The following is a 20,287-nucleotide window of genomic DNA, read 5'->3' as shown; positions in this document are numbered from 1 at the left end:
CCATTATATAATTATGTATATTACATGTTAGAATTTTAATGTACAAATATTATGTCTTTTTATGTTCTTTTAAAAGTGTTAACAATGTACATGAAATATACATCTTCACAGTCAAAAAAGTTAAAATATTTCGTTTTAAGGATTATAATAGAGAAAGAAATATAAAAAGGAGTGAACGAATTTGAAACAAGAACTTATTGAAAGATTTACGAGATATGTGAAGATTGATACACAATCAAATGAAGAAAGTCATACAGTGCCAACAACACCAGGACAGATTGAATTTGGTAAGTTATTAGTAGAAGAGTTAAAAGAGATTGGATTATCAGAAGTGACGATGGATGGTAATGGTTATGTAATGGCAACACTTCCTGCAAATACAGATAAAGATGTTCCTGTAATCGGCTTTTTAGCACATTTAGACACAGCGACAGACTTTACAGGGAAAAACGTAAAACCACAAATTCATGAAAATTTTGATGGGAAAGCAATTACGTTAAATGAAGAGTTAAACGTTGTACTAACGCCAGAACAGTTCCCGGAACTACCATCATATAAAGGACATACAATTATTACAACTGATGGTACAACACTTCTTGGGGCAGATGATAAAGCTGGTCTTACAGAAATTATGGTGGCAATGAATTATTTAATACATAATCCGCAAATTAAACACGGGAAAATAAGAGTAGCGTTCACACCTGATGAAGAAATTGGCCGTGGACCATCGCATTTTGATGTAGAAGCGTTTGGTGCATCCTTTGCCTATACGATGGACGGAGGTCCATTAGGTGGTTTAGAATATGAAAGTTTTAACGCTGCAAGCGCTAAGTTAACTTTTAAAGGGACAAATACACATCCTGGAACAGCGAAAAATAAAATGCGTAATGCAAGTAAACTCGCTATGGAATTTGATAGATACTTGCCAGTAGAAGAAGCGCCAGAATATACAGAGGGATATGAAGGGTTTTATCATTTACTTTCTTTAAATGGTGATGTTGAACAAAGTAAAGCTTATTATATTATTCGAGATTTTGATCGTAATCATTTTGAAGCGCGTAAAAATAACATCCAAGATATTGTGAAAAACATGCAAGAAAAGTACGGCGAAGATGCAATTGTTTTAGAGATGAACGATCAATATTATAATATGCTTGAAAAAATTGAACCGGTGAGAGAAATTGTTGATATTGCTTATGAGGCAATGAAAAGTTTAAATATTGAACCGAATATTCATCCAATTCGCGGCGGGACAGATGGATCTCAATTATCATATATGGGATTACCAACACCAAACATTTTTACTGGCGGTGAAAACTACCATGGTAAATTTGAATATGTTTCGGTAGATACTATGGAAAAAGCTGTTCAAGTTATTGTAGAAATCGCAAGACGATTTGAAGAGCAAGCTTAAAAAGAGAACCAAGTAGTCATGAAGTACTACTTGGTTCTTTTCTATAGTAAAAATACAAGGTGAAACTTGTTTACAAGACATGTGTAAAAGGGGGAAATGTTATGAGTGAAAATCAGTATCATGGTTATATAGGGACATATACAAAGGTGGATAGTAAGGGGATTTATAAATTTATACTTGATACGAACATTGGAGAAATTAAAGGGATTGAATTAGCAGCTCATATAGGAAGTCCGACATATGTAACGATTAGTCATAACAACGAGTACCTTTATTCTGTTGCGAAAGATAATGGATTAGGTGGAATTGCTAGTTTTTCCATTCATAATAAATCCGGTAATCTAAATTCGATTAATATGCAAGTTTTCGAAGGGGCATCGCCTTGCTATGTAAGTGTGAATCGGGAGAATAGTATAGTAGTAGCAGCGAATTATCATAAAGGAACAGTAGAGTCCTATTTAGTGAAAAAGGATAATGGAAGTTTAAATGTTGCTAAGGCAATTGTAGAACATAAAGGGTCAGGACTAAATAAAGAAAGACAAGAAAAGGCACATGCTCATTATATGGATTTTACTCCTGATGAAAAATATGTAGTAGCAGTTGATTTAGGAATAGATAAGTTGATTACATATAAAGAAAGTGATGGAGAATTAATAGAAGTTACCCGTTTATCTGTAAAACATGGTAGTGGTCCAAGGCATCTTATATTTCATCCAAGTGTGCAGTATGCATATGTTATGACAGAATTAAGTTCAGAAATTATTGTACTGCAATATGATGCACAGAGTGGCAGTTTTAAAGAAAAACAATACATCTCGGCATTACCTGAAGAGTATAGTGAAGAGAGTTATGGAAGTGCAATTTATATTTCTTCTGATGGCAAATTCGTTTACGCAGCAAATAGAGGGCATAATAGTATCGCAGTTTTCCGAGTAAATGGGCATAATGGAGAGCTAACTCTTATTGAAACAGTATCGACAGAAGGGGATTGGCCACGGGACTTTTCTTTAGATCCGACCGAAAGATTTTTAATTGCTGCGAATGAAAAATCTAATACATTGACTTTATTTACTAGGAATGAATTGACAGGTAAGTTAACGCTTGTACAGGCGGGTGTAAATGTTCCAGAACCAGTATGTGTGAAGTTTTTACATGTGAAAAAATAGATAGGTTTGCCTATCTATTTTTTATTAGGAAATTTTAATATAGCACCCGCCACAAATAAAAAGTCGCGTAAGACTCCCAATGTATCCAATTTGCTGCAAATTCTTTTATTTCGTTTTTGGTCGGTTTCTTTTCGGCACCTGTAATAAATTTGATAGCATTATGCAGACCGACATCATCAATTGGAAAGGCTGAAGGGAATCGTAAGCAACGCATTAAAACATAGTGAGCCGTCCATGGCCCTATACCGCGAATGCTAGTTAATTGTTTTTCAGCTTGCTTTACATCTTGTATTTGTAATAGAGATTCCTTTGATAATTTACCTTCTGTAATGAGCTGTGCGATTTCAATTAAGTATTCACATTTTCTCGTAGTCATTTTTAATATTGCGAGATCTTCTACACGTAGATTTGCTATTACTTCAGGTGAGGGGAATATCCAATGTTTTCTATCGTTCCATTCTACATAATTGCCAAAGTTTTCGACTAATCTTCTTTTTAGAGTATAGGCATATGTGAGGTTGATTTGTTGACCGAGAATCCCCCAGCACAGTGCTTCAAATAGATCGGGAATACCTAAAGTGCGAAGCCCATAATACTTTTCAAGGGGTTTTTGAAGGAGCGGATCACGTTTTGCTAATTTATAAAAGGGAGCTAAATCAGTAGTTAAATCAAACCACTCTTTTACATAGTTAGCTACAGCATCGCGGACTCGTTTTTCAGAGATATATGATTCTCCTAAAAAACGTATTTGAATATTATCATCGGCATTCAAACAAATTTCAACGAAAGGATTTACTTCTTGAATAGGAATGACTTTATAGATTTTATTGTTTTCAACATGAAACATACATTCATTTTTAGAACGCGTTAAATAGCGTAAGTTTTCTTGAAAACTAAATTCTTTTGGAACGACTAAAGATAATATTTCATTACAACCTTCTGTCATATTTATTCCTCCCGAAGCGCTTCTAATTTGAGCAATTCATTCTTCATTTCTAACCCACCTCTAAAACCAGTTAGCTTTCCATCTTTTCCTATAACACGGTGACAAGGAATTGTAATTAGAAGAGGATTAGCTCCAATAGCAGCTCCAACAGCACGTACAGCTTTAGGATTTTGAATTCTTTCTGCAATCTCTGAATAAGAATATGTCTTTCCATAAGGAATTTCACGTACCGTACTCCAAACAGATAATTGAAATGCAGTTCCGTAAACATCGATAGGAATTGTAAAGGTTTCTAGTTTGTTTTCCAAATACTCGACAAGTTCTTTTGTATATGTTTGCAAATAATCTGGATTTTGGATGAATGTATGCTGTGGAAGTTTTTTTTTAGCCCACGTATTTAGTTCCTCAATAGTTTTATTTTGTGATCCGATGAAGCATAATCCATTTGAAGTGGCGGCAATATGCATACGCCAATGTTTATGAATAAGCAATGTCCAATATATAGTTTTATTTTCATATGGTTTCATTATTTCATTCCTCTTTTGTTCCGTGCTTTTTTCGATATTCAGTAGGGGTAAATCCCGTCTTCTTTTTAAATAAAGTCGCGAAATACTCCGGGTTTTCTATCCCAACAGCAGTGCTAATTTCCATAATGGATTGATTTGTATGTGATAGGTATTCTGTCGCTTTTGTAATTCTGAATTGCTGTATATATTCTATTGGACTTATACCTGTCATTCTTTTGAACGTGCGTTGTAAATGAAATGGGCTACCGTGGCACATTTCTGCAAGTATGTCGAGAGTTAATACTTCATCAAAATGCTTTTCGATACAGTCTTTAATTTGTTCTACCCACTCTTTATTAGGTAAAGTTATCCCGTTTGGTTTACAGCGTTTGCACGGACGAAAGTGTTCATGCAATGCTTGCTCTGCATTTAGAAAAATTCGTACGTTGTTTTTATTCGGTATTCTCGATTTGCACGATGGTCGGCAAAAAATCCCGGTTGATTTTACAGCATAAAAGAATCTGTTATCGTATGAAGAATCATTATGAATAATTGCTTGCCAATACTCACTCGTCAATGTAAATCCTTCATTTTGCAAAGAACATCACCTCTGAAATTAGTATAACCTGAATAAAGCACATATGTACGCAATTACGGATGTAAGAGCAAGATTACAAAGGTGAAAGTATGATTGTTTTTCTATTTTGTGATAGCATGAACTTTGAAAGTGAACATCAAGAGGAGGACCATAAGTGAAGTTAATTTCATGGAATGTAAATGGTTTGCGTGCAGTTATCGCAAAAGGTGGATTTTTAGAATATCTTGAGGAATCCAATGCAGATATATTTTGTCTACAAGAAATTAAATTACAATGTGGACAAATTGATTTAAATCCAGAGGGGTATTATACATATTGGAATTATGCTGTGAAAAAAGGCTATTCAGGAACGGCAATTTTTACGAAAAAAGAACCGCTTTCTGTTACATACGGTTTAGGAATTGAAGAGCACGATCAAGAAGGACGAGTTATTACGTTAGAATTTGATGATTTTTATATGATAACGCTGTATACACCAAATTCTAAACGAGGATTAGAACGTTTAGAGTACAGAATGGAATGGGAAGATGATTTCAGGGCTTATATTAAGCGGTTAGATAAAAAGAAACCAGTGATTTTTTGTGGGGATTTAAATGTTGCTCATAAAGAAATAGATTTAAAAAATCCAAAAAGTAATCGCAAAAACCCTGGATTCTCTGACGAGGAAAGAGAGAAATTCACACGCGTTTTAGAAGAAGGATTTGTTGATACGTATCGTCATCTTTATCCTGATCAGGAAGGTGCATATTCGTGGTGGTCTTATCGTATGGGAGCACGAGCGAAAAATATCGGATGGCGTTTAGATTATTTTGTTGTCTCGGAAAGAATAAAAGATCAAATAACAGGTGCGAAAATTAACAGTGAAGTGATGGGATCAGACCATTGTCCAGTTGAAATACATATAAATTTCTAAAAAAGAAGTATCTTCCTGATAGCGGGGATACTTCTTTTTTTATTCAATTTGTTAAAATTTTTCAAATCATTCTTGAAATAACTTAATATTAAATATATACTTAGTAACGATAATCATTATCATTGAAAGTGATTATCAACGGATGAGGTGTAAAAAGAATTATAGTTTAGGGGAAGTGAACGAGAATGAGTTCCGGATAAAATCATTAATCTAATGAAATATATGTGTGGGACAAGTTTCATGTAGTTAAGTTTTTATATAAAAATAATCTATTTACAGATTTCGAGAGGAGATATATAAAGATGAACAAGAAATTATTTACATTAGGGATGGTAACAGTTTTAAGTGTAGGTTTAGCAGCATGTAATAGTGCAGATAAAACTTCAGGAGAACAAAAACAACAAACAAAGGCTAGTGAGACGAAAAAAGACGAAAAACGAAAAATTACATACCTAGGTAAAGAATATACAGTGCCAGCAAAAGTAGATAAAATTGCGACAGCTAGTTTAGAGTCAATGGAAGATGCAGCAGTACTTGGAATTAAACCAGTAGGGGCAATTACTGTAGGAGGGAAATTACCAAAGTATCTTGAAAAAGATTTAGAGGGTGCGAAGTCTGTTGGTGAGAAAATGGAGCCGAATTTTGAAACATTACTTCAATTAAAACCAGATGTTATTACATCAAGTACGAAATTCCCAGCAGAAACAGCTGAAAAGTTTACGAAAGTAGCTCCGACGTTCCCAGTATCACATGTTTCAACAAACTGGGAAGATAATTTAAAGTTAATGGGAGAACTAACTGGTAAAAAAGATAAAGCAGAAAAAATTATTAAAGATTACAATACAGACGCTGAAAAAGCAAAAGCAAAACTTGGAGATAAGTTAAAAGATAAAAAAGTACTTGTAATTAGATTAAGAGCAAATGACTTATTCCTATACCCAGAAGGAGTATACTTTAATCCTGTAATTTATAAAGATCTTGGACTAACTGCGCCGGAACAATTAAAAACTGTAAAAGCACAAGAAAAGATTTCTTTAGAAAAACTAGCTGAAGTTAATCCTGACTATATCTTCTTACAATACGAGGCAAGCGAAAATAATAAACCGAAAGTGCTAGAAGACATTGAAAATAATCCAATTTGGCAAAGTATGAATGCTGCGAAAGAAAAGAAAGTATTTGTAAACGTTGTAGATCCAATGGCACAAGGTGGTACAGCTTGGAGTAAAACAGCATTCTTAAAAGAAGCAGTGAAAAACTTATCTAAATAATATAATAAGTAAGGTGCGTTGAATGATATGCAGAAAACAAATGCAGTACCAGTAACCATATTATGTATAGCACCCATACTCATCCTATTTACAGTTATACTTTCTATTTTGTATGGGGCGAAAAGTATTGATGCTGAAACAGTGTGGAATGCATTATTTCATTTTGATTCAAGCGATGTAAATCATAATATTATTATTACTTCACGTTTACCAAGGGTAGTTGCAGCTCTTTTAGTCGGAGCATTTCTAGCCATATCAGGAGCACTTATGCAGGGGATGACAAGAAACTATCTTGCATCCCCTTCTATTATGGGTGTGACGGATGGTGCAGCCTTTGTTATTACACTTAGTATGATTTTCCTTCCAGGAATGTCATCGATCGGTATGGTTTTATGTTCAATGATTGGATCTGCACTAGGAGCCGGTATCGTGTTCGGTTTTGGTTCACTCCTTCAAAATGGATTATCCCCTGTTAGATTAGCAATTATAGGAACAGTTATTGGAACATTTTTAAGCAGTGTATCGGCCGCGATGGCTTCGTATTTCCAAATTTCTCAAAATGTTAGTTTTTGGTTTAATGCAAAGTTAGATCAAGTGGATCCTAATATAATTAAAATTACGATACCTTTTGGGATAATTGGGATAGTTTTAGCACTGTTCATATCAAAATCTATTACCATTCTTTCTTTAGGAGAAGAAGTTTCTATTAATCTAGGACAGCGTACAAAACTAGTTAAAGCAATGGCGATTTTATCAGTAATTTTTTTAACTGGAACGGCAGTTGCTTTAGTTGGGAAAATTGGTTTTGTAGGATTAATTATTCCACACATTACTCGCTTTTTAATTGGGGTAGATTATAAGTGGATTTTGCCATGTGCAGGCGTTATTGGTGGAATTTTCTTAGCATTATGTGATGTTTTAAGTAGGTTTGTAAATTATCCATTTGAAACGCCAATTGGAGTTGTTACATCTTTAATTGGAATTCCATTCTTCCTGTATTTAATCCGTACAAGAGGAGGAGAGAGACATGCCTAAAAGTTCAAGTCAACGTTTTGGAATGACGATGGGGATTATTATATTTCTAATTTTTGGTGCAATTTATATTAGTTTAACGAATGGTACATTTGATATTACGATTACAGATGTATTTAAAACACTCTTTAGAATAGACCCAGTACCAGAGCATGATTTAGTTATTTTTGATTTTCGTCTCCCGCGCATTATAATTGCTGGATTAGTAGGATTAGGCCTCGGCGTTGCGGGTGCTGTAATTCAAGGGATTACGAGAAATGGATTGGCAGACCCAGGTATTTTAGGAGTGAATGCCGGGGCAGGTACAGCAATCGTAATTTTTATGTTTTTCTTTCAAGGGCAATTAAAGAGCACAGACTGGGTTTCTATAATGATGATGCCGATGTTTGGCTTAATAGGTGGATTAGGTGCAGCGATAATAATTTATCTGTTTTCTTGGAAAAACGGTAAGCTAGACTCGCAGCGACTTTTATTAACAGGGATTGCAATTGGATCAGGATTTGGAGCATTCTCTATGTATTTATCACTCAAAATGAAGTCAACTGATTTTGAAATGGCTGCAGTTTGGGTATCTGGAAGTATATATAGTGCAAACTGGAAGTATATTGTTGCTATGTTACCGTGGCTTATCATTTTAATTCCGCTTATACAAAAGAAAGCTTATTTATTAGATTTATTTCAATTGGAAGAAACGAGTATTACGAGTTTAGGTGTTGCAGTAGAACGAGAGAAATCAATTTTACTATTAAGTAGTATAGGACTTGTGAGTGCATGTGTTGCTGTTTCAGGAAGTATTGGTTTCATTGGATTAATGGCACCGCATATAGCGAAAAGGCTCGTCGGTATTCAGCATAAATATATAATTCCTACGTGCGGAGTAATAGGAATGTTTCTTGTAATTGCTTCAGACTTTATTGCAAAAACAGTTTTCACACCTGTAGAGTTACCAGTTGGAATCGTTATTTCTATTGTCGGTGTACCGTATTTCTTATATTTACTTTATAAGGCGAAAGCGTAAGAGGGGGAATAAAAGTGAGTATTTTAAGTGCAAAGAATTTAGAAACGAGCTATGAAAAGCTTACAGTGTTTCGCGATTTAAATGTGGAAATACAAGAAGGAAAAGTAACGACAATTATAGGGCCAAACGGGTGCGGGAAATCAACACTATTAAAAACGATGGGACGAATTTTAAAGCAAAAAAGCGGTAAAGTGTATTTGCAAGGGCAGGATTTAAATACAATTCCAACGAAAGAAATTGCAAAGCAATTAGCGTTACTTCCGCAAAATCCAATCGCTCCAGGAGAGCTTAAAGTTGAAGAATTAATTTCTTATGGGCGTTATCCACATCGCAATAACGTGAATAAGTTAACGGCAAAAGATAAAGAAATGATTGATTGGGCATTAGACGTAACTAAAACGTCAGCATTTCGTACGAGACAAATTGCAAATTTATCAGGTGGACAAAGACAAAAGGTTTGGCTAGCAATGGCGTTAGCACAACAGACAGAAGTCTTATTACTAGATGAACCAACTACATACCTTGATATGTCTCATCAATTAGATGTACTGCAAATCGTGGAGAAATTAAATAAAGAACATAATTGTACGGTCGTAATGGTATTACATGATATTAACCATGCAGCTAGATTTTCAGATGAGATTATTGCAATGAAGGAAGGGGAAATTGTTACAACTGGTAGCCCAGAAGAAATCATTACAAATGGAGTATTAAAAGAAGTATTTCATATTGATGCGCGTGTCATGATTGATCCGTATAATGGGTCTCCTGTTTGTTTCGGATACGATAGCGTTGTATCTCAAGAAGAAAAAGTAGAAATATATGTAACGAGTTAAAGGGGGGATATAAGATGAATACTACTATTGAAAAACAGCAGATTATTACATCTAATACAGAACAGTGGAAAATATATTCAAAATTAGAAGATAAGGAATATCAAATTCATATTTCAAAGCCGAGGCAGCCAGCACCAGAGTCAGGATATCCTGTCATATACGTATTAGATGGCAATGCCTTTTTTCAAACATTCCATGAAGCGGTTAAAATACAATCAGTTAGAGCAGAAAAAACAGGTGTTTCACCAGCTATTATAGTTGGTATTGGATATCCGATTGAAGGGGCATTTTCAGGAGAGGAAAGATGCTATGATTTTACACCTGCCGTAATTTCAAAAGATGCTCCTTTAAAACCGGATGGTAAACCGTGGCCTAAAACAGGAGGGGCACATAACTTCTTTACGTTTATTGAAGAAGAATTGAAACCACAAATTGAAAATAATTTTGAAATTGATAAAGAGAAGCAAACGTTATTTGGACATTCTCTAGGCGGATTATTTGCATTACATATACTATTTACAAATGTAAATGCCTTTCAAAATTATTTTATTAGTAGTCCGTCTATTTGGTGGAATAACCAATCTGTACTTGAAAAAGAAGAGAACCTTATAAATCAATTAAACAATGCTAAGGTTGAAACGGGAGTATTCCTTACAGTTGGTTCCTTAGAACGAGAGCATATGGTTGTAGATGCAAATGAATTATCAGAGCGTCTACTCCAATTAAAACATGAGAAGTTAAGATTTAAGTTTTATGAAGCTGAAGGAGAGAATCATGCATCTGTTGTGCCGACTTCTTTAAGTAAGGGATTAAGGTATATTAGTCATTTGTAGAGGGAATTTATTTTGGAGAAATCAATAATAATATAAAAAGAATCCTATGTTTTATGTGGGATTCTCTTTGCTATATAAACATATTTAAGGTATTAATCAAAAACATTCAAATAAACGTTTGAATGTTTTTGATTAATAAGGTATACTACATACATAATCAAATATATATTTGAATAAGAGGTGTTACTTATGAAAGAAGAACATTGTGAACTTTGTTATCATGATGAGAAAAAAGTAAAACATGCAAGTGATATGTTGGAGAAAGAAAATATAAGTAGTGTAGCGAAAATGTTCAAGGCACTCGCGGATGAAACACGATTAAAAATTGCGTATGCACTGTATACGGAAAAGGAACTTTGTGTACGTGATGTCGCCAGTATTATTCATAGTAGTATTGCAACGGCTTCGCATCATTTAAGACTGTTACAAACAATAGGATTAGCAAAAAAGCGTAAAGAAGGAAAACTTGTTTTTTATTCATTAGATGATTCTCATGTAAATGGATTAATTGAATTAGCGTTTAGTCATAGTAGTGAAATGAAAAATAAAGAATTCGATATGTAGTAAGGCATTTTCATAAAGAAATTTCTTTATGAAAATGCAATTTTAAAAGGAGAGGAGATAATAAGTATGATTAAGCTCGTTTTAATAAGACACGGACAAAGTGAATGGAATGTTGAAAATCGGTTTACAGGCTGGACAGATATAGACTTATCAAATGCTGGTCTTCGAGAAGCAAGAGAAGCTGGAGAGGTTTTGAAAGCCAATGGATTCTCATTCAATATAGCATATACATCTGTTTTAAAAAGGGCGATGCGTACTTTGTGGATTACTCTTGAGGAAATGGATTTGATGTGGATACCTATTCATAAAACATGGAAATTAAATGAGAGACATTACGGTGCACTTCAAGGATTAAATAAAGAAGAAACAGCGAGAAAATATGGTGATGAGAGAGTAACTTTATGGAGACGTTCAACAAATGTACGCCCACCAGCTCTTACAAAAGATGATGAGAGATATGAAGCGGCACATCCGAAGTATAGAGATTTAAAAGATAATAAGTTTCCCCTTACAGAAAATCTAGAAGATACAGAAAAACGAGTTGTTTCATATTGGGATGAAGAAATAGTCCCTAATTTAAAAGATGGAAAAAAAGTGATTATTGCAGCGCATGGAAATACAATAAGAGCTTTAGTAAAATATTTAGATCAAATTTCAGATGAAGATATAGAATATGTAAACATTCCAACAGGAACACCATTAGTTTATGAATTTGATAACGATTTAAAACCGATATGTCATTATTATTTAAGAATGAAAATGGGTATAAAACAAACGGTTTAATATACCCTACCTATGTATTGTATGTGGATATCGGAGGTGATTTATATTGTTACATTATACTGTCGTAAATAAAAAAAATTGTGGGTCATGTGGATTATGTGCTTCCGTAGCTCCTGATATATATCAATTAGATGGAAAAGGAAAATCATTTGGTGTATTAGATAACAATGAAGGAATAATGGGAATCCCAAAAATTTTCTTGAAAGCAATGTTGGCAGCTAGTGACGGCTGTCCAACAAGTTCAATTCAAGTAAGAAAAGAGCCGTTTATAAATAAAGTGAAAATTCAATAGAAGAATTATTAAAGATAAAACAAGATTAAAAGGAGGAATTTATATGGGACATCATCACGGTCACCAACATCATGGGCATACTCACGGGCATTCCCACGGACATCATCATTTTGAAGAGAGTAGAGAAGGGAATAAGAAAGGTTTAATTACGGCATTAGTAATTACGGCAATTATTATGTTTCTTGAATTTTTTGGAGGACTAGTTACAAATAGTTTAGCCTTATTATCTGATTCAGGACATATGTTAAGTGATACGAGTTCGTTATTATTAAGTTTAATTGCCATTGGATTAGCAGCTAGAACTGTTACTTCTACAAAAACGTATGGATATTATCGTTTTGAAATATTGGCGGCATTAATTAATGGTATTACATTATTTGTTGTAGCTGGACTTATCGTGTGGGAAGCGATTGGAAGGTTTTTTGAACCACCAACTGTAGCAAGTGGTCCGATGATGTTAATCGCATCAATTGGTTTACTAGCAAATTTAATTAGTGCATGGGCTCTTATGAGACAAGGTGATGTGAAAAATAACGTCAATTTACGTAGCGCATATTTACATGTTCTTGGAGATGCTTTAGGTTCAGTTGGTGCGGTAGTAGCTGGTGCACTTATGTCGTTATTTTCATGGTATATTGCAGATCCAATTATTTCAGTGTTTGTAGCGCTATTAATTTTAAAGAGTGCATGGGGAGTAACAAAACATTCCATTCATATACTTATGGAGGGTACACCTGTTTCAATTGAGATAGAACAAGTTAAGCAAGCTATTAAAGAAGTAGAGGGTGTACGTGATATACACAATCTCCACATTTGGACAATTACATCAGGATTAGATGCATTAAGTGTCCATGTAATGATCGATAAAAAACAGGACGATCAAGAAGTGCTTCAAAATATTATTACTATGTTAAAACAGGAGTTCCATATTGAACATGCTACAATTCAAATCGAAACGCTTAAGATTAAGCATAGTGAAATGGTCGTTTAATAAAATTGAACAAAAAGGCTATGGAGGAAATTCTCCATAGCCTTTTTGTTCACGTAAGTAGAATTGTCCTTTTTGAAAGTTTTGTTTCAACTTTTCGTCTAAAGAGACAAAAAGTTGTCACAATTCCGTCACAATTAGCATAAACATACTATAAACGAAATGAACTTATCCCGCATAATAGCCCAATTGATTCAACTAATAATCAGTAGGGCTGAAAACACCACTGATTAAAAGTTCACTTTATTCTCAAGGAGGTAGGTCGTATGAAAACTATTCTTGCTATCGCTGGGCTTATTTGGGTTTTATCACACGGTATTCCAATTTATGAAGGAGAACAAATTCGTAGTGCTCTAAATAAAGAATTTAATGAATATCATATTATTGATCGACAAGATAATGTTGTTACAGTTCGTGTAAATGATTGTTTTCATACAGTTACCGTTGAAGGAACTTCTGTAGTTAATGACACAAAATTATGTGATCAACAATAGATGTATATATAATAGAAAGAAAAAAAGTCTCAATTCAAATTTGTGATGATTGAGGCTTTTTTTATTGAGTTTTAGTGGGAGATTTCATTGTTTTTTTGAAAAATGGGAAAGGGTATAATGATAATTGGGATTGAGAAGCTAAGTATTTGTTAAGAATAATCATATAAAGATAAGATACTCATATAGGGTATCATTACATAGATATTTAATGCTATAATTGGTATACTCGTAAAAAGTATTTGTTTTTATTGGATGAAGAGAAACTTTAAGAAGGTGATAATATGGATCATAAAGAGCAGGAAACAACGGCTATGCATAGATCAGAAAAAGAAAAAGAGCAAATTATAAATAGATTGAAGAGAATTGAAGGACAAGTTCGTGGAATTCAAAATATGATTGAAAATGATCGTTATTGTGTTGATATTCTAGTGCAAATTTCAGCGATCAATGCAGCGATGAAAAAAGTAGGAATGGGCGTCTTAAAGAATCATACAAATCATTGTGTTTCAGGAGCTATTAAAAACGGGAATGGTGACGAAGCAATTGAAGAATTAATGACCGTTTTTGAACGTTTTTCAAAAGCGTAAAAACCAAGCTAGTATTTGACTGGCTTGGTTTTTCTTTATACATATATGGGGTATGGACAGATGGTATAAAAATTGATGCGTGGAATAAAGAGAAAATAAAGGTTTTAGAAAAATTTTTAAATCATTATATAAAACCATTGATTACCTTAGGGGGGTATGGTAAGATGTAGTTGTGATTAACAAACAATGAAGAAACAAGAGGAGGATTTTAAATGGAACAGTTAACATTAAAAGTTGAGGGTATGTCTTGTGGGCATTGTGTAAATTCTATTGAAAGTAATGTGAAAGAACTAAACGGCGTTGAACAAGTAAAAGTTCAATTAGCAGAAGGAACTGTTGAAGTTACTATCGACTCATCAGTTGTAACATTAAAAGATATCGTTGCTGTAATTGAAGATCAAGGCTATGATGTTCAATAATAATTTTTAATATGGAAATAAATCGTACTTTATATGGAGTACGATTTATTTTGCTAAAAATTATACCTTATAAGGGTATATAGAGGTGAGAGACATGAATGAACAAAAAGAGGCCAATCTCCAAATATCAGGCATGACATGTGCAGCATGTGCAAATAGAATTGAAAAAGGTCTTAAAAAAGTAGAAGGTGTGCAGGATGCAAATGTGAATTTTGCACTTGAAAAAACGAAAATTTTGTACGATCCAACTAAAACAAATCCGAAAGAATTTAAAGAAAAAGTTGAATCGTTAGGATATGGCATTGTAAGTGATAAAGCGGAGTTTACCGTTTCGGGAATGACATGCGCAGCGTGTGCGAATAAAGTGGAAAAGCGTTTAAATAAACTAGATGGTGTGAACAAGGCGACAGTAAATTTCGCTTTAGAATCAGCTACAGTAGACTTTAACCCTAATGAAATCAGTGTAAATGAGATGAAGAGTACAATCACAAAATTAGGATATAAATTAGAAGTGAAATCGGATGAGCAAGATTCATCAACAGATCACCGCTTAAAAGAAATTGAGCGACAAAAGAAGAAGTTTATTTTTTCGTTTATTTTATCATTTCCGTTATTGTGGGCAATGGTGAGTCATTTTTCATTTACATCTTTTATTTATTTACCTGATATGCTTATGAACCCATGGGTGCAGCTGGCCCTTGCAACTCCAGTACAGTTTATAATTGGAGGCCAGTTTTATATTGGTGCTTATAAAGCGTTACGCAATAAAAGTGCAAACATGGATGTTCTTGTGGCACTTGGAACGTCCGCAGCTTATTTCTATAGTGTTTATTTAAGTATTCAATCAATTGGTTCTTCAGAACATATGACAGATTTATATTTTGAAACGAGCGCGGTACTTATTACTTTAATTATTTTAGGTAAATTATTTGAGGCGAAAGCAAAAGGGCGTTCATCAGAAGCTATTAAAAAGTTGATGGGATTACAAGCGAAAACTGCCACAGTTGTGCGAGATGGCACAGAAATGAAAATTTTAATCGAAGAAGTGGTAGCTGGTGATGTTGTCTATGTTAAACCTGGTGAAAAAATCCCAGTAGATGGAGAAATTGTAGAAGGAAAATCAGCGATAGATGAATCGATGTTAACAGGCGAGAGTATTCCAGTTGATAAAACAATTGGGGATGTAGTAAACGGTTCTACAATGAATAAAAATGGATTTTTAAAAGTTAAGGCAACTAAGGTAGGAAGAGACACTGCATTAGCTCAAATTATTAAAGTAGTGGAAGAGGCTCAAGGTTCGAAAGCTCCTATTCAAAGGGTAGCTGATCAAATTTCAGGTATTTTCGTACCTGTTGTAGTTGTGATTGCTATAATCACATTTGCGGTATGGATGATATTTGTTACACCTGGTGATTTTGGAGGAGCACTTGAGAAAATGATAGCAGTGCTTGTTATCGCTTGTCCATGTGCATTAGGTCTTGCAACACCTACATCTATTATGGCGGGATCAGGAAGATCAGCTGAATACGGTATTTTATTTAAAGGTGGAGAGCATTTAGAAGCGACGCACAGATTAGATACTATTATTTTAGATAAAACGGGTACAGTGACAAATGGAAAACCGGTATTAACTGATATAATTGTGGCAGATGGATTTGATGAGAAGGAAATATTAAAATTAGTTGGTGCAGCAGAAAGAAATTCTGAACATCCACTTGCAGAAGCAATTGTAGAAGGAATTAAAGAAAAGGGAATTGATATCCCAAGTTCAGAAACGTTTGAAGCAATTCCTGGCTTTGGTATTGAGTCGGTTGTAGAAGGGAAACAGTTATTAATTGGTACACGCCGATTAATGAAGAAGTTTAATATTGATATTGAAGAAGTTTCTAAAGCGATGGAAGAACTAGAGCGAGAAGGAAAAACGGCAATGCTTATAGCGATAGATAAGGAATATGCTGGAATTGTTGCTGTTGCAGATACTGTAAAGGATACTTCAAAAGCAGCAATTGCAAGACTTAAGAAAATGGGTCTAGATGTCGTTATGATTACAGGAGATAATACACAAACTGCTCAGGCAATTGCAAAGCAAGTTGGTATTGATCACGTAATTGCAGAAGTATTACCAGAAGGAAAAGCAGAAGAAGTGAAGAAACTTCAAGCTAGTGGTAAGAAAGTGGCTATGGTTGGAGATGGAATTAATGATGCTCCTGCTCTTGCTACAGCGGACATTGGAATGGCAATTGGAACAGGAACAGATGTAGCGATGGAAGCAGCGGATATTACGTTAATCCGTGGCGATTTAAATAGTATTGCTGATGCAATTTTCATGAGTAAAATGACGATTAGAAATATTAAGCAAAATTTATTCTGGGCATTAGCTTATAACGGCCTAGGAATTCCAATTGCGGCGCTCGGTTTCTTAGCTCCTTGGGTTGCAGGTGCAGCGATGGCGTTTAGTTCTGTATCAGTCGTATTAAATGCATTAAGATTGCAAAGAGTTAAATTGAAATCTTAAACACTTTCAGCTATAAAACGAATTTAATATGCTTTTTTACAATAAACAATACTTTGTATAAGTATTGTTTATTGTTCGTTTAGAAGGAAAGATCGATATAATATAGAAAGAGCAAAAGTAGTGAATCTTATATAGTGGAAGAAACTGTTTCAAAAATAAACACGAAATAATTATCCGGATAACCGAAATAGAAGAGTTAGTTTGATAAGGAGTTTTACATATGTTTAAAGATATTAAAATTAGAACATTCCAGAAAGAGGATTTAGAGCAAGTATTACAATTGTTCTATGAAACGGTTCATACGGTTAATGCACAAGATTATAATACGTTACAGCTACAGGCATGGGCACCAAAGCGACTAAATAGAGAAAGTTGGCTAAAGTCTTTAGAAAAGAATATTAGTTATGTAGCGGATAACAACGGTGTGATAGTTGGATTTGGAGATTATAATGATGAACATTACATAAATCGTTTGTTTACACATAAAGATTATCAAGGGAAAGGGATAGCTTCTTATATATTACAAAAGTTAGAAAAAGAAGTAATGAAGCTAGAACATAGGGATATATATACAGAGGCAAGTATTACAGCAAAACCTTTCTTTGAAAGTAAAGGTTATATTTGCATAAAGGAACAAAATAAGCAGCATAATGGTCAGATTTTTATTAATTATATAATGAAAAAAATAGCCTTCTCATAAATGAGAAGGCTATTTTTCATTATTTTACAGCTTCTTTTAGTTCTTTACCAGCTTTAAAAGCAGGTACTTTAGAAGCTGCGATTTGCATTTCTTCACCCGTTTGTGGGTTACGGCCTGTACGAGCAGCTCTTTCGCGAACTTCAAATGTACCGAATCCGATAAGTTGTACTTTTTCGCCAGCAGCTAAAGAGTTAGTGATTGATTCTACTACAGTTTGTAAAACTACAGTAGCTTCTTTTTGAGAAATCTCAGCATTTTGTGCTACGTTTTTAATTAATTCTGTTTTATTCATGTTTTTCACCTCATATGTAAATAATGCTATTTAAGTTGTTATTATAACGTATAAAACATTCGAGAACAAGTGTACGTAGATATATTCACGAAAAAAATGAAATTTGTAATATTTTTTAGGACTATTTTATAGACATTCAATTTAAGCGGATATAGATTTGTTATCTATTGCGGTCTTCTCTTTATGGGAAGGTAGTTTCTTATTATAAGATATGAAATAAGGTAGTGCTACAAATAACATACCTCCTACTAAATTTCCAAAGAAAACAAAAATGAAGTTCGGAAAATATTCAGCCCAAGTTAAATGACCAGAAAAAATTGCAGCTGGGATGACAAACATATTGGCTACAACGTGTTGAAATCCAATCGCAACAAAAGTCATAACTGGGAACCAAATACCGACAATCTTTCCGATAAATTCTTTACTTCCCATACTGAGCCAAACAGCTAAACAAACGAGCCAATTGCATCCGATTGCAGAAATGAAGGCTTGTAGTGGTGTATCTTGTAGTTTAGCTTGTGCAATAGAAACTGTTTTCGCTAAAAAAGCTCCCTCCGTTAATCCGACGATATGACCGAAAAAATAAGCAATGAATACAGCACCTATGAAATTGCTAAATGTAACAATAACTAAATTTCGTAGTAAGTGAAATAAGTCAATTTTTTTGTGAAGCCAAGCCATTGAAACGGTCATCATGTTGCCAGTTACTAATTCACCGCCCGCAAGAATAACGAGTATAAGACCGATAGGGAAGACAGCAGCACCTAGAAAACTAGTAAATGATCCCCAAGATTTTGGCATTGTCCCAATAACATGAATATCGAGTAAATACCCTAATGCTATGAAAGCACCACCAAAAAAACCGAGAATTAGCATAGGGAGTAATGATAAATGAGCTTTTTTTCTTCCGGAATTAGCAGCAAGTTCCGTAATTTCTTCTGGTGTAAATACAGACATGAATAACCCCTCCATAAATATTGTGATGGACAAATAGAAGAAACAATTTTAAAAATATATGTATTATAAAAATATGTTATGGATTCTGTATAAATTTGTCAAATCGAGATAGGAATAAAATCGAATATAGCCAATGCTTTTTCATGTTGTCACATCAATGTAACAAAAAGGTTTTAAAGTACATCTAGAGGTGAAAATATGAATACGCATCATGTAAAAAAAGAGCGGAAAAAATCAATCGTAAAGAAATTTATTATTAGTTTCATAAGTATATTAATGATTCCAATAAGCTTGTATTTCTATGCAACAGAAATAGAACGAAGATTAGTATCGGTCACGTGGAATGAAATAGAAGCTCCTACGATTCCTAAAGAGTTTAACAATAAAAAGATATTGCAATTCTCAGATGTGCATTTAGGGCCAGAGTTTACACTGAAGCAACTAGATAATTTGGTTGAGAAAATGAATGAGTTACGTCCAGATATAGTAGTTTTTACAGGTGATTTAATAGATAAGTTCGGATCTTATAATGAGGAAAGAGAAGAGGCGAAAGAAATTTTGAGGAAAATTCATGCTCCTCTCGGAAAGTATGCTGTGTTTGGGAATCATGATAGAGGCGGGGGCGGTAGTTTATTCTACAAAAGGCACATGGAGGAAGCGGGTTTTTCTGTTTTAGTAAATGACGTGCAGAAAATTAAGGTGGAAAATGGCAAGTATATTACAATATCAGGTTTGGATGATTTCTTATTAGGGAAACCACAAATAGACTCGACTTTAAAAAACTTAAGACAACAAGATTTCAATATGTTATTAGTACATGAGCCTGATGTTGTAGACAAAGTAGCTTGTTATCCAGTTGATTTTCAAATCTCAGGACATAGTCACGGAGGACAAGTTCAGATTCCTTTTGTAGGTCCTTTAATTACCACAAAATTAGCAGAGAAGTATGTTGAAGGAATGTATGAATTAGAAGGAAAGAGTAAGCCATTACATTTATATGTAAATCGCGGTATTGGGACGACGCGAATGCCTGTTAGATTTTGGAGTGTACCTGAACTTTCAGTTTTTGTATTGAAGCAAAGTAGTAACTAAAGTAGAACGTTTTATATTTTGGAGAATTAAGAGTACTTTTAAAGAAAGTTCTCTTTTTTTATTGATTAAATACA

Annotated in this window: 23 protein-coding genes; 18 read left to right on the top strand and 5 right to left on the bottom strand. The window is 34.0% G+C overall.

Going from position 1 to position 20,287, the window contains the following annotated elements:
- Window positions 1-181 precede the first annotated feature (181 nt).
- Entirely contained in the window at window positions 182-1,414 is a 1,233-nt protein-coding gene (pepT, locus tag MHI07_RS17025; protein ID WP_078172968.1) for a peptidase T, read from the top strand.
- 101 nt (window positions 1,415-1,515) lie between these two features.
- Window positions 1,516-2,580, top strand: coding sequence for a lactonase family protein (locus tag MHI07_RS17020; RefSeq protein ID WP_340825297.1), 1,065 nt, complete (start codon window positions 1,516-1,518; stop codon window positions 2,578-2,580).
- A gap of 34 nt (window positions 2,581-2,614) precedes the next feature.
- Here MHI07_RS17020 and MHI07_RS17015 read toward each other — a convergent pair whose 3' ends face one another.
- Genes MHI07_RS17015 through MHI07_RS17005 form a run of 3 tightly spaced genes read right to left on the bottom strand, consistent with a single transcriptional unit; the run spans window position 2,615 to window position 4,630 of the window.
- Complete coding sequence (locus tag MHI07_RS17015; RefSeq protein ID WP_340825294.1) at window positions 2,615-3,526, bottom strand: DNA-3-methyladenine glycosylase family protein; 912 nt, start codon at window positions 3,524-3,526, stop codon at window positions 2,615-2,617.
- A gap of 2 nt (window positions 3,527-3,528) precedes the next feature.
- Window positions 3,529-4,053: a methylated-DNA--[protein]-cysteine S-methyltransferase gene (locus MHI07_RS17010; RefSeq protein WP_002160804.1), complete on the bottom strand. Its 525-nt coding sequence runs from the start codon at window positions 4,051-4,053 to the stop codon at window positions 3,529-3,531.
- 4 nt (window positions 4,054-4,057) lie between these two features.
- On the bottom strand, window positions 4,058-4,630 hold the full coding sequence (locus tag MHI07_RS17005) for an Ada metal-binding domain-containing protein (protein ID WP_199659970.1): 573 nt from the start codon (window positions 4,628-4,630) through the stop codon (window positions 4,058-4,060).
- A 154-nt stretch (window positions 4,631-4,784) separates the two neighbouring features.
- On the opposite strand from MHI07_RS17005, the gene MHI07_RS17000 reads away from it, so the two are divergent.
- The 15 genes from MHI07_RS17000 to MHI07_RS16930 all read left to right on the top strand — a co-directional run bounded on the left by MHI07_RS17000 (window position 4,785) and on the right by MHI07_RS16930 (window position 17,872).
- Complete coding sequence (locus MHI07_RS17000) at window positions 4,785-5,543, top strand: exodeoxyribonuclease III (RefSeq protein WP_340825289.1); 759 nt, start codon at window positions 4,785-4,787, stop codon at window positions 5,541-5,543.
- A gap of 302 nt (window positions 5,544-5,845) precedes the next feature.
- Window positions 5,846-6,811: an iron-hydroxamate ABC transporter substrate-binding protein gene (locus MHI07_RS16995; protein WP_078180963.1), complete on the top strand. Its 966-nt coding sequence runs from the start codon at window positions 5,846-5,848 to the stop codon at window positions 6,809-6,811.
- Window positions 6,812-6,838: 27 nt separating this feature from the next.
- Complete coding sequence (locus tag MHI07_RS16990; protein WP_340825284.1) at window positions 6,839-7,846, top strand: FecCD family ABC transporter permease; 1,008 nt, start codon at window positions 6,839-6,841, stop codon at window positions 7,844-7,846.
- Complete coding sequence (locus tag MHI07_RS16985; protein ID WP_340825282.1) at window positions 7,839-8,861, top strand: FecCD family ABC transporter permease; 1,023 nt, start codon at window positions 7,839-7,841, stop codon at window positions 8,859-8,861. Before MHI07_RS16990 ends, MHI07_RS16985 begins: the two co-directional genes overlap by 8 nt.
- A gap of 14 nt (window positions 8,862-8,875) precedes the next feature.
- Window positions 8,876-9,697, top strand: coding sequence for an ABC transporter ATP-binding protein (locus MHI07_RS16980; RefSeq protein WP_340825280.1), 822 nt, complete (start codon window positions 8,876-8,878; stop codon window positions 9,695-9,697).
- A gap of 14 nt (window positions 9,698-9,711) precedes the next feature.
- The gene (locus tag MHI07_RS16975) at window positions 9,712-10,530 is read left to right on the top strand and encodes an alpha/beta hydrolase (protein ID WP_340825278.1); all 819 of its coding nucleotides are present in this window, start codon (window positions 9,712-9,714) and stop codon (window positions 10,528-10,530) included.
- A gap of 189 nt (window positions 10,531-10,719) precedes the next feature.
- Complete coding sequence (locus MHI07_RS16970; RefSeq protein ID WP_002160812.1) at window positions 10,720-11,094, top strand: ArsR/SmtB family transcription factor; 375 nt, start codon at window positions 10,720-10,722, stop codon at window positions 11,092-11,094.
- Between the two features lie 66 nt (window positions 11,095-11,160).
- Entirely contained in the window at window positions 11,161-11,877 is a 717-nt protein-coding gene (gene gpmA / locus MHI07_RS16965; RefSeq protein ID WP_340825275.1) for a 2,3-diphosphoglycerate-dependent phosphoglycerate mutase, read from the top strand.
- A gap of 46 nt (window positions 11,878-11,923) precedes the next feature.
- Entirely contained in the window at window positions 11,924-12,169 is a 246-nt protein-coding gene (locus tag MHI07_RS16960) for a ferredoxin (RefSeq protein WP_002160814.1), read from the top strand.
- Between the two features lie 43 nt (window positions 12,170-12,212).
- Window positions 12,213-13,160: a cation diffusion facilitator family transporter gene (locus MHI07_RS16955; RefSeq protein WP_340825272.1), complete on the top strand. Its 948-nt coding sequence runs from the start codon at window positions 12,213-12,215 to the stop codon at window positions 13,158-13,160.
- A gap of 263 nt (window positions 13,161-13,423) precedes the next feature.
- Window positions 13,424-13,651, top strand: a complete 228-nt coding sequence (locus tag MHI07_RS16950; protein ID WP_002160816.1) for a hypothetical protein — start codon at window positions 13,424-13,426, stop codon at window positions 13,649-13,651.
- Between the two features lie 281 nt (window positions 13,652-13,932).
- Window positions 13,933-14,238 carry a metal-sensing transcriptional repressor gene (locus MHI07_RS16945; protein WP_002160817.1) on the top strand — a complete coding sequence of 102 codons (306 nt, stop codon included), beginning with the start codon at window positions 13,933-13,935 and terminating at the stop codon, window positions 14,236-14,238.
- Between the two features lie 212 nt (window positions 14,239-14,450).
- The gene (copZ, locus tag MHI07_RS16940; protein ID WP_002160818.1) at window positions 14,451-14,657 is read left to right on the top strand and encodes a copper chaperone CopZ; all 207 of its coding nucleotides are present in this window, start codon (window positions 14,451-14,453) and stop codon (window positions 14,655-14,657) included.
- Window positions 14,658-14,751: 94 nt separating this feature from the next.
- The gene (locus MHI07_RS16935; RefSeq protein WP_340825268.1) at window positions 14,752-17,172 is read left to right on the top strand and encodes a heavy metal translocating P-type ATPase; all 2,421 of its coding nucleotides are present in this window, start codon (window positions 14,752-14,754) and stop codon (window positions 17,170-17,172) included.
- Window positions 17,173-17,392: 220 nt separating this feature from the next.
- Complete coding sequence (locus tag MHI07_RS16930; RefSeq protein WP_002160820.1) at window positions 17,393-17,872, top strand: GNAT family N-acetyltransferase; 480 nt, start codon at window positions 17,393-17,395, stop codon at window positions 17,870-17,872.
- Between the two features lie 19 nt (window positions 17,873-17,891).
- Here MHI07_RS16930 and MHI07_RS16925 read toward each other — a convergent pair whose 3' ends face one another.
- Both MHI07_RS16925 and MHI07_RS16920 read right to left on the bottom strand, forming a co-directional pair.
- Window positions 17,892-18,164 carry an HU family DNA-binding protein gene (locus tag MHI07_RS16925; RefSeq protein ID WP_002033657.1) on the bottom strand — a complete coding sequence of 91 codons (273 nt, stop codon included), beginning with the start codon at window positions 18,162-18,164 and terminating at the stop codon, window positions 17,892-17,894.
- Window positions 18,165-18,305: 141 nt separating this feature from the next.
- Window positions 18,306-19,121: a formate/nitrite transporter family protein gene (locus MHI07_RS16920; protein ID WP_033707562.1), complete on the bottom strand. Its 816-nt coding sequence runs from the start codon at window positions 19,119-19,121 to the stop codon at window positions 18,306-18,308.
- Between the two features lie 198 nt (window positions 19,122-19,319).
- On the opposite strand from MHI07_RS16920, the gene MHI07_RS16915 reads away from it, so the two are divergent.
- Window positions 19,320-20,213, top strand: a complete 894-nt coding sequence (locus MHI07_RS16915; protein ID WP_215579387.1) for a metallophosphoesterase — start codon at window positions 19,320-19,322, stop codon at window positions 20,211-20,213.
- Window positions 20,214-20,287 lie beyond the last annotated feature (74 nt).

Source organism: Bacillus sp. FSL H8-0545 (genome assembly GCF_038006105.1).
Taxonomy (GTDB): domain Bacteria; phylum Bacillota; class Bacilli; order Bacillales; family Bacillaceae_G; genus Bacillus_A; species Bacillus_A cereus_U.
The sequence above is the reverse complement of the archived record's forward strand: the minus strand, read 5'-3'. Positions and strand labels throughout refer to the sequence as shown.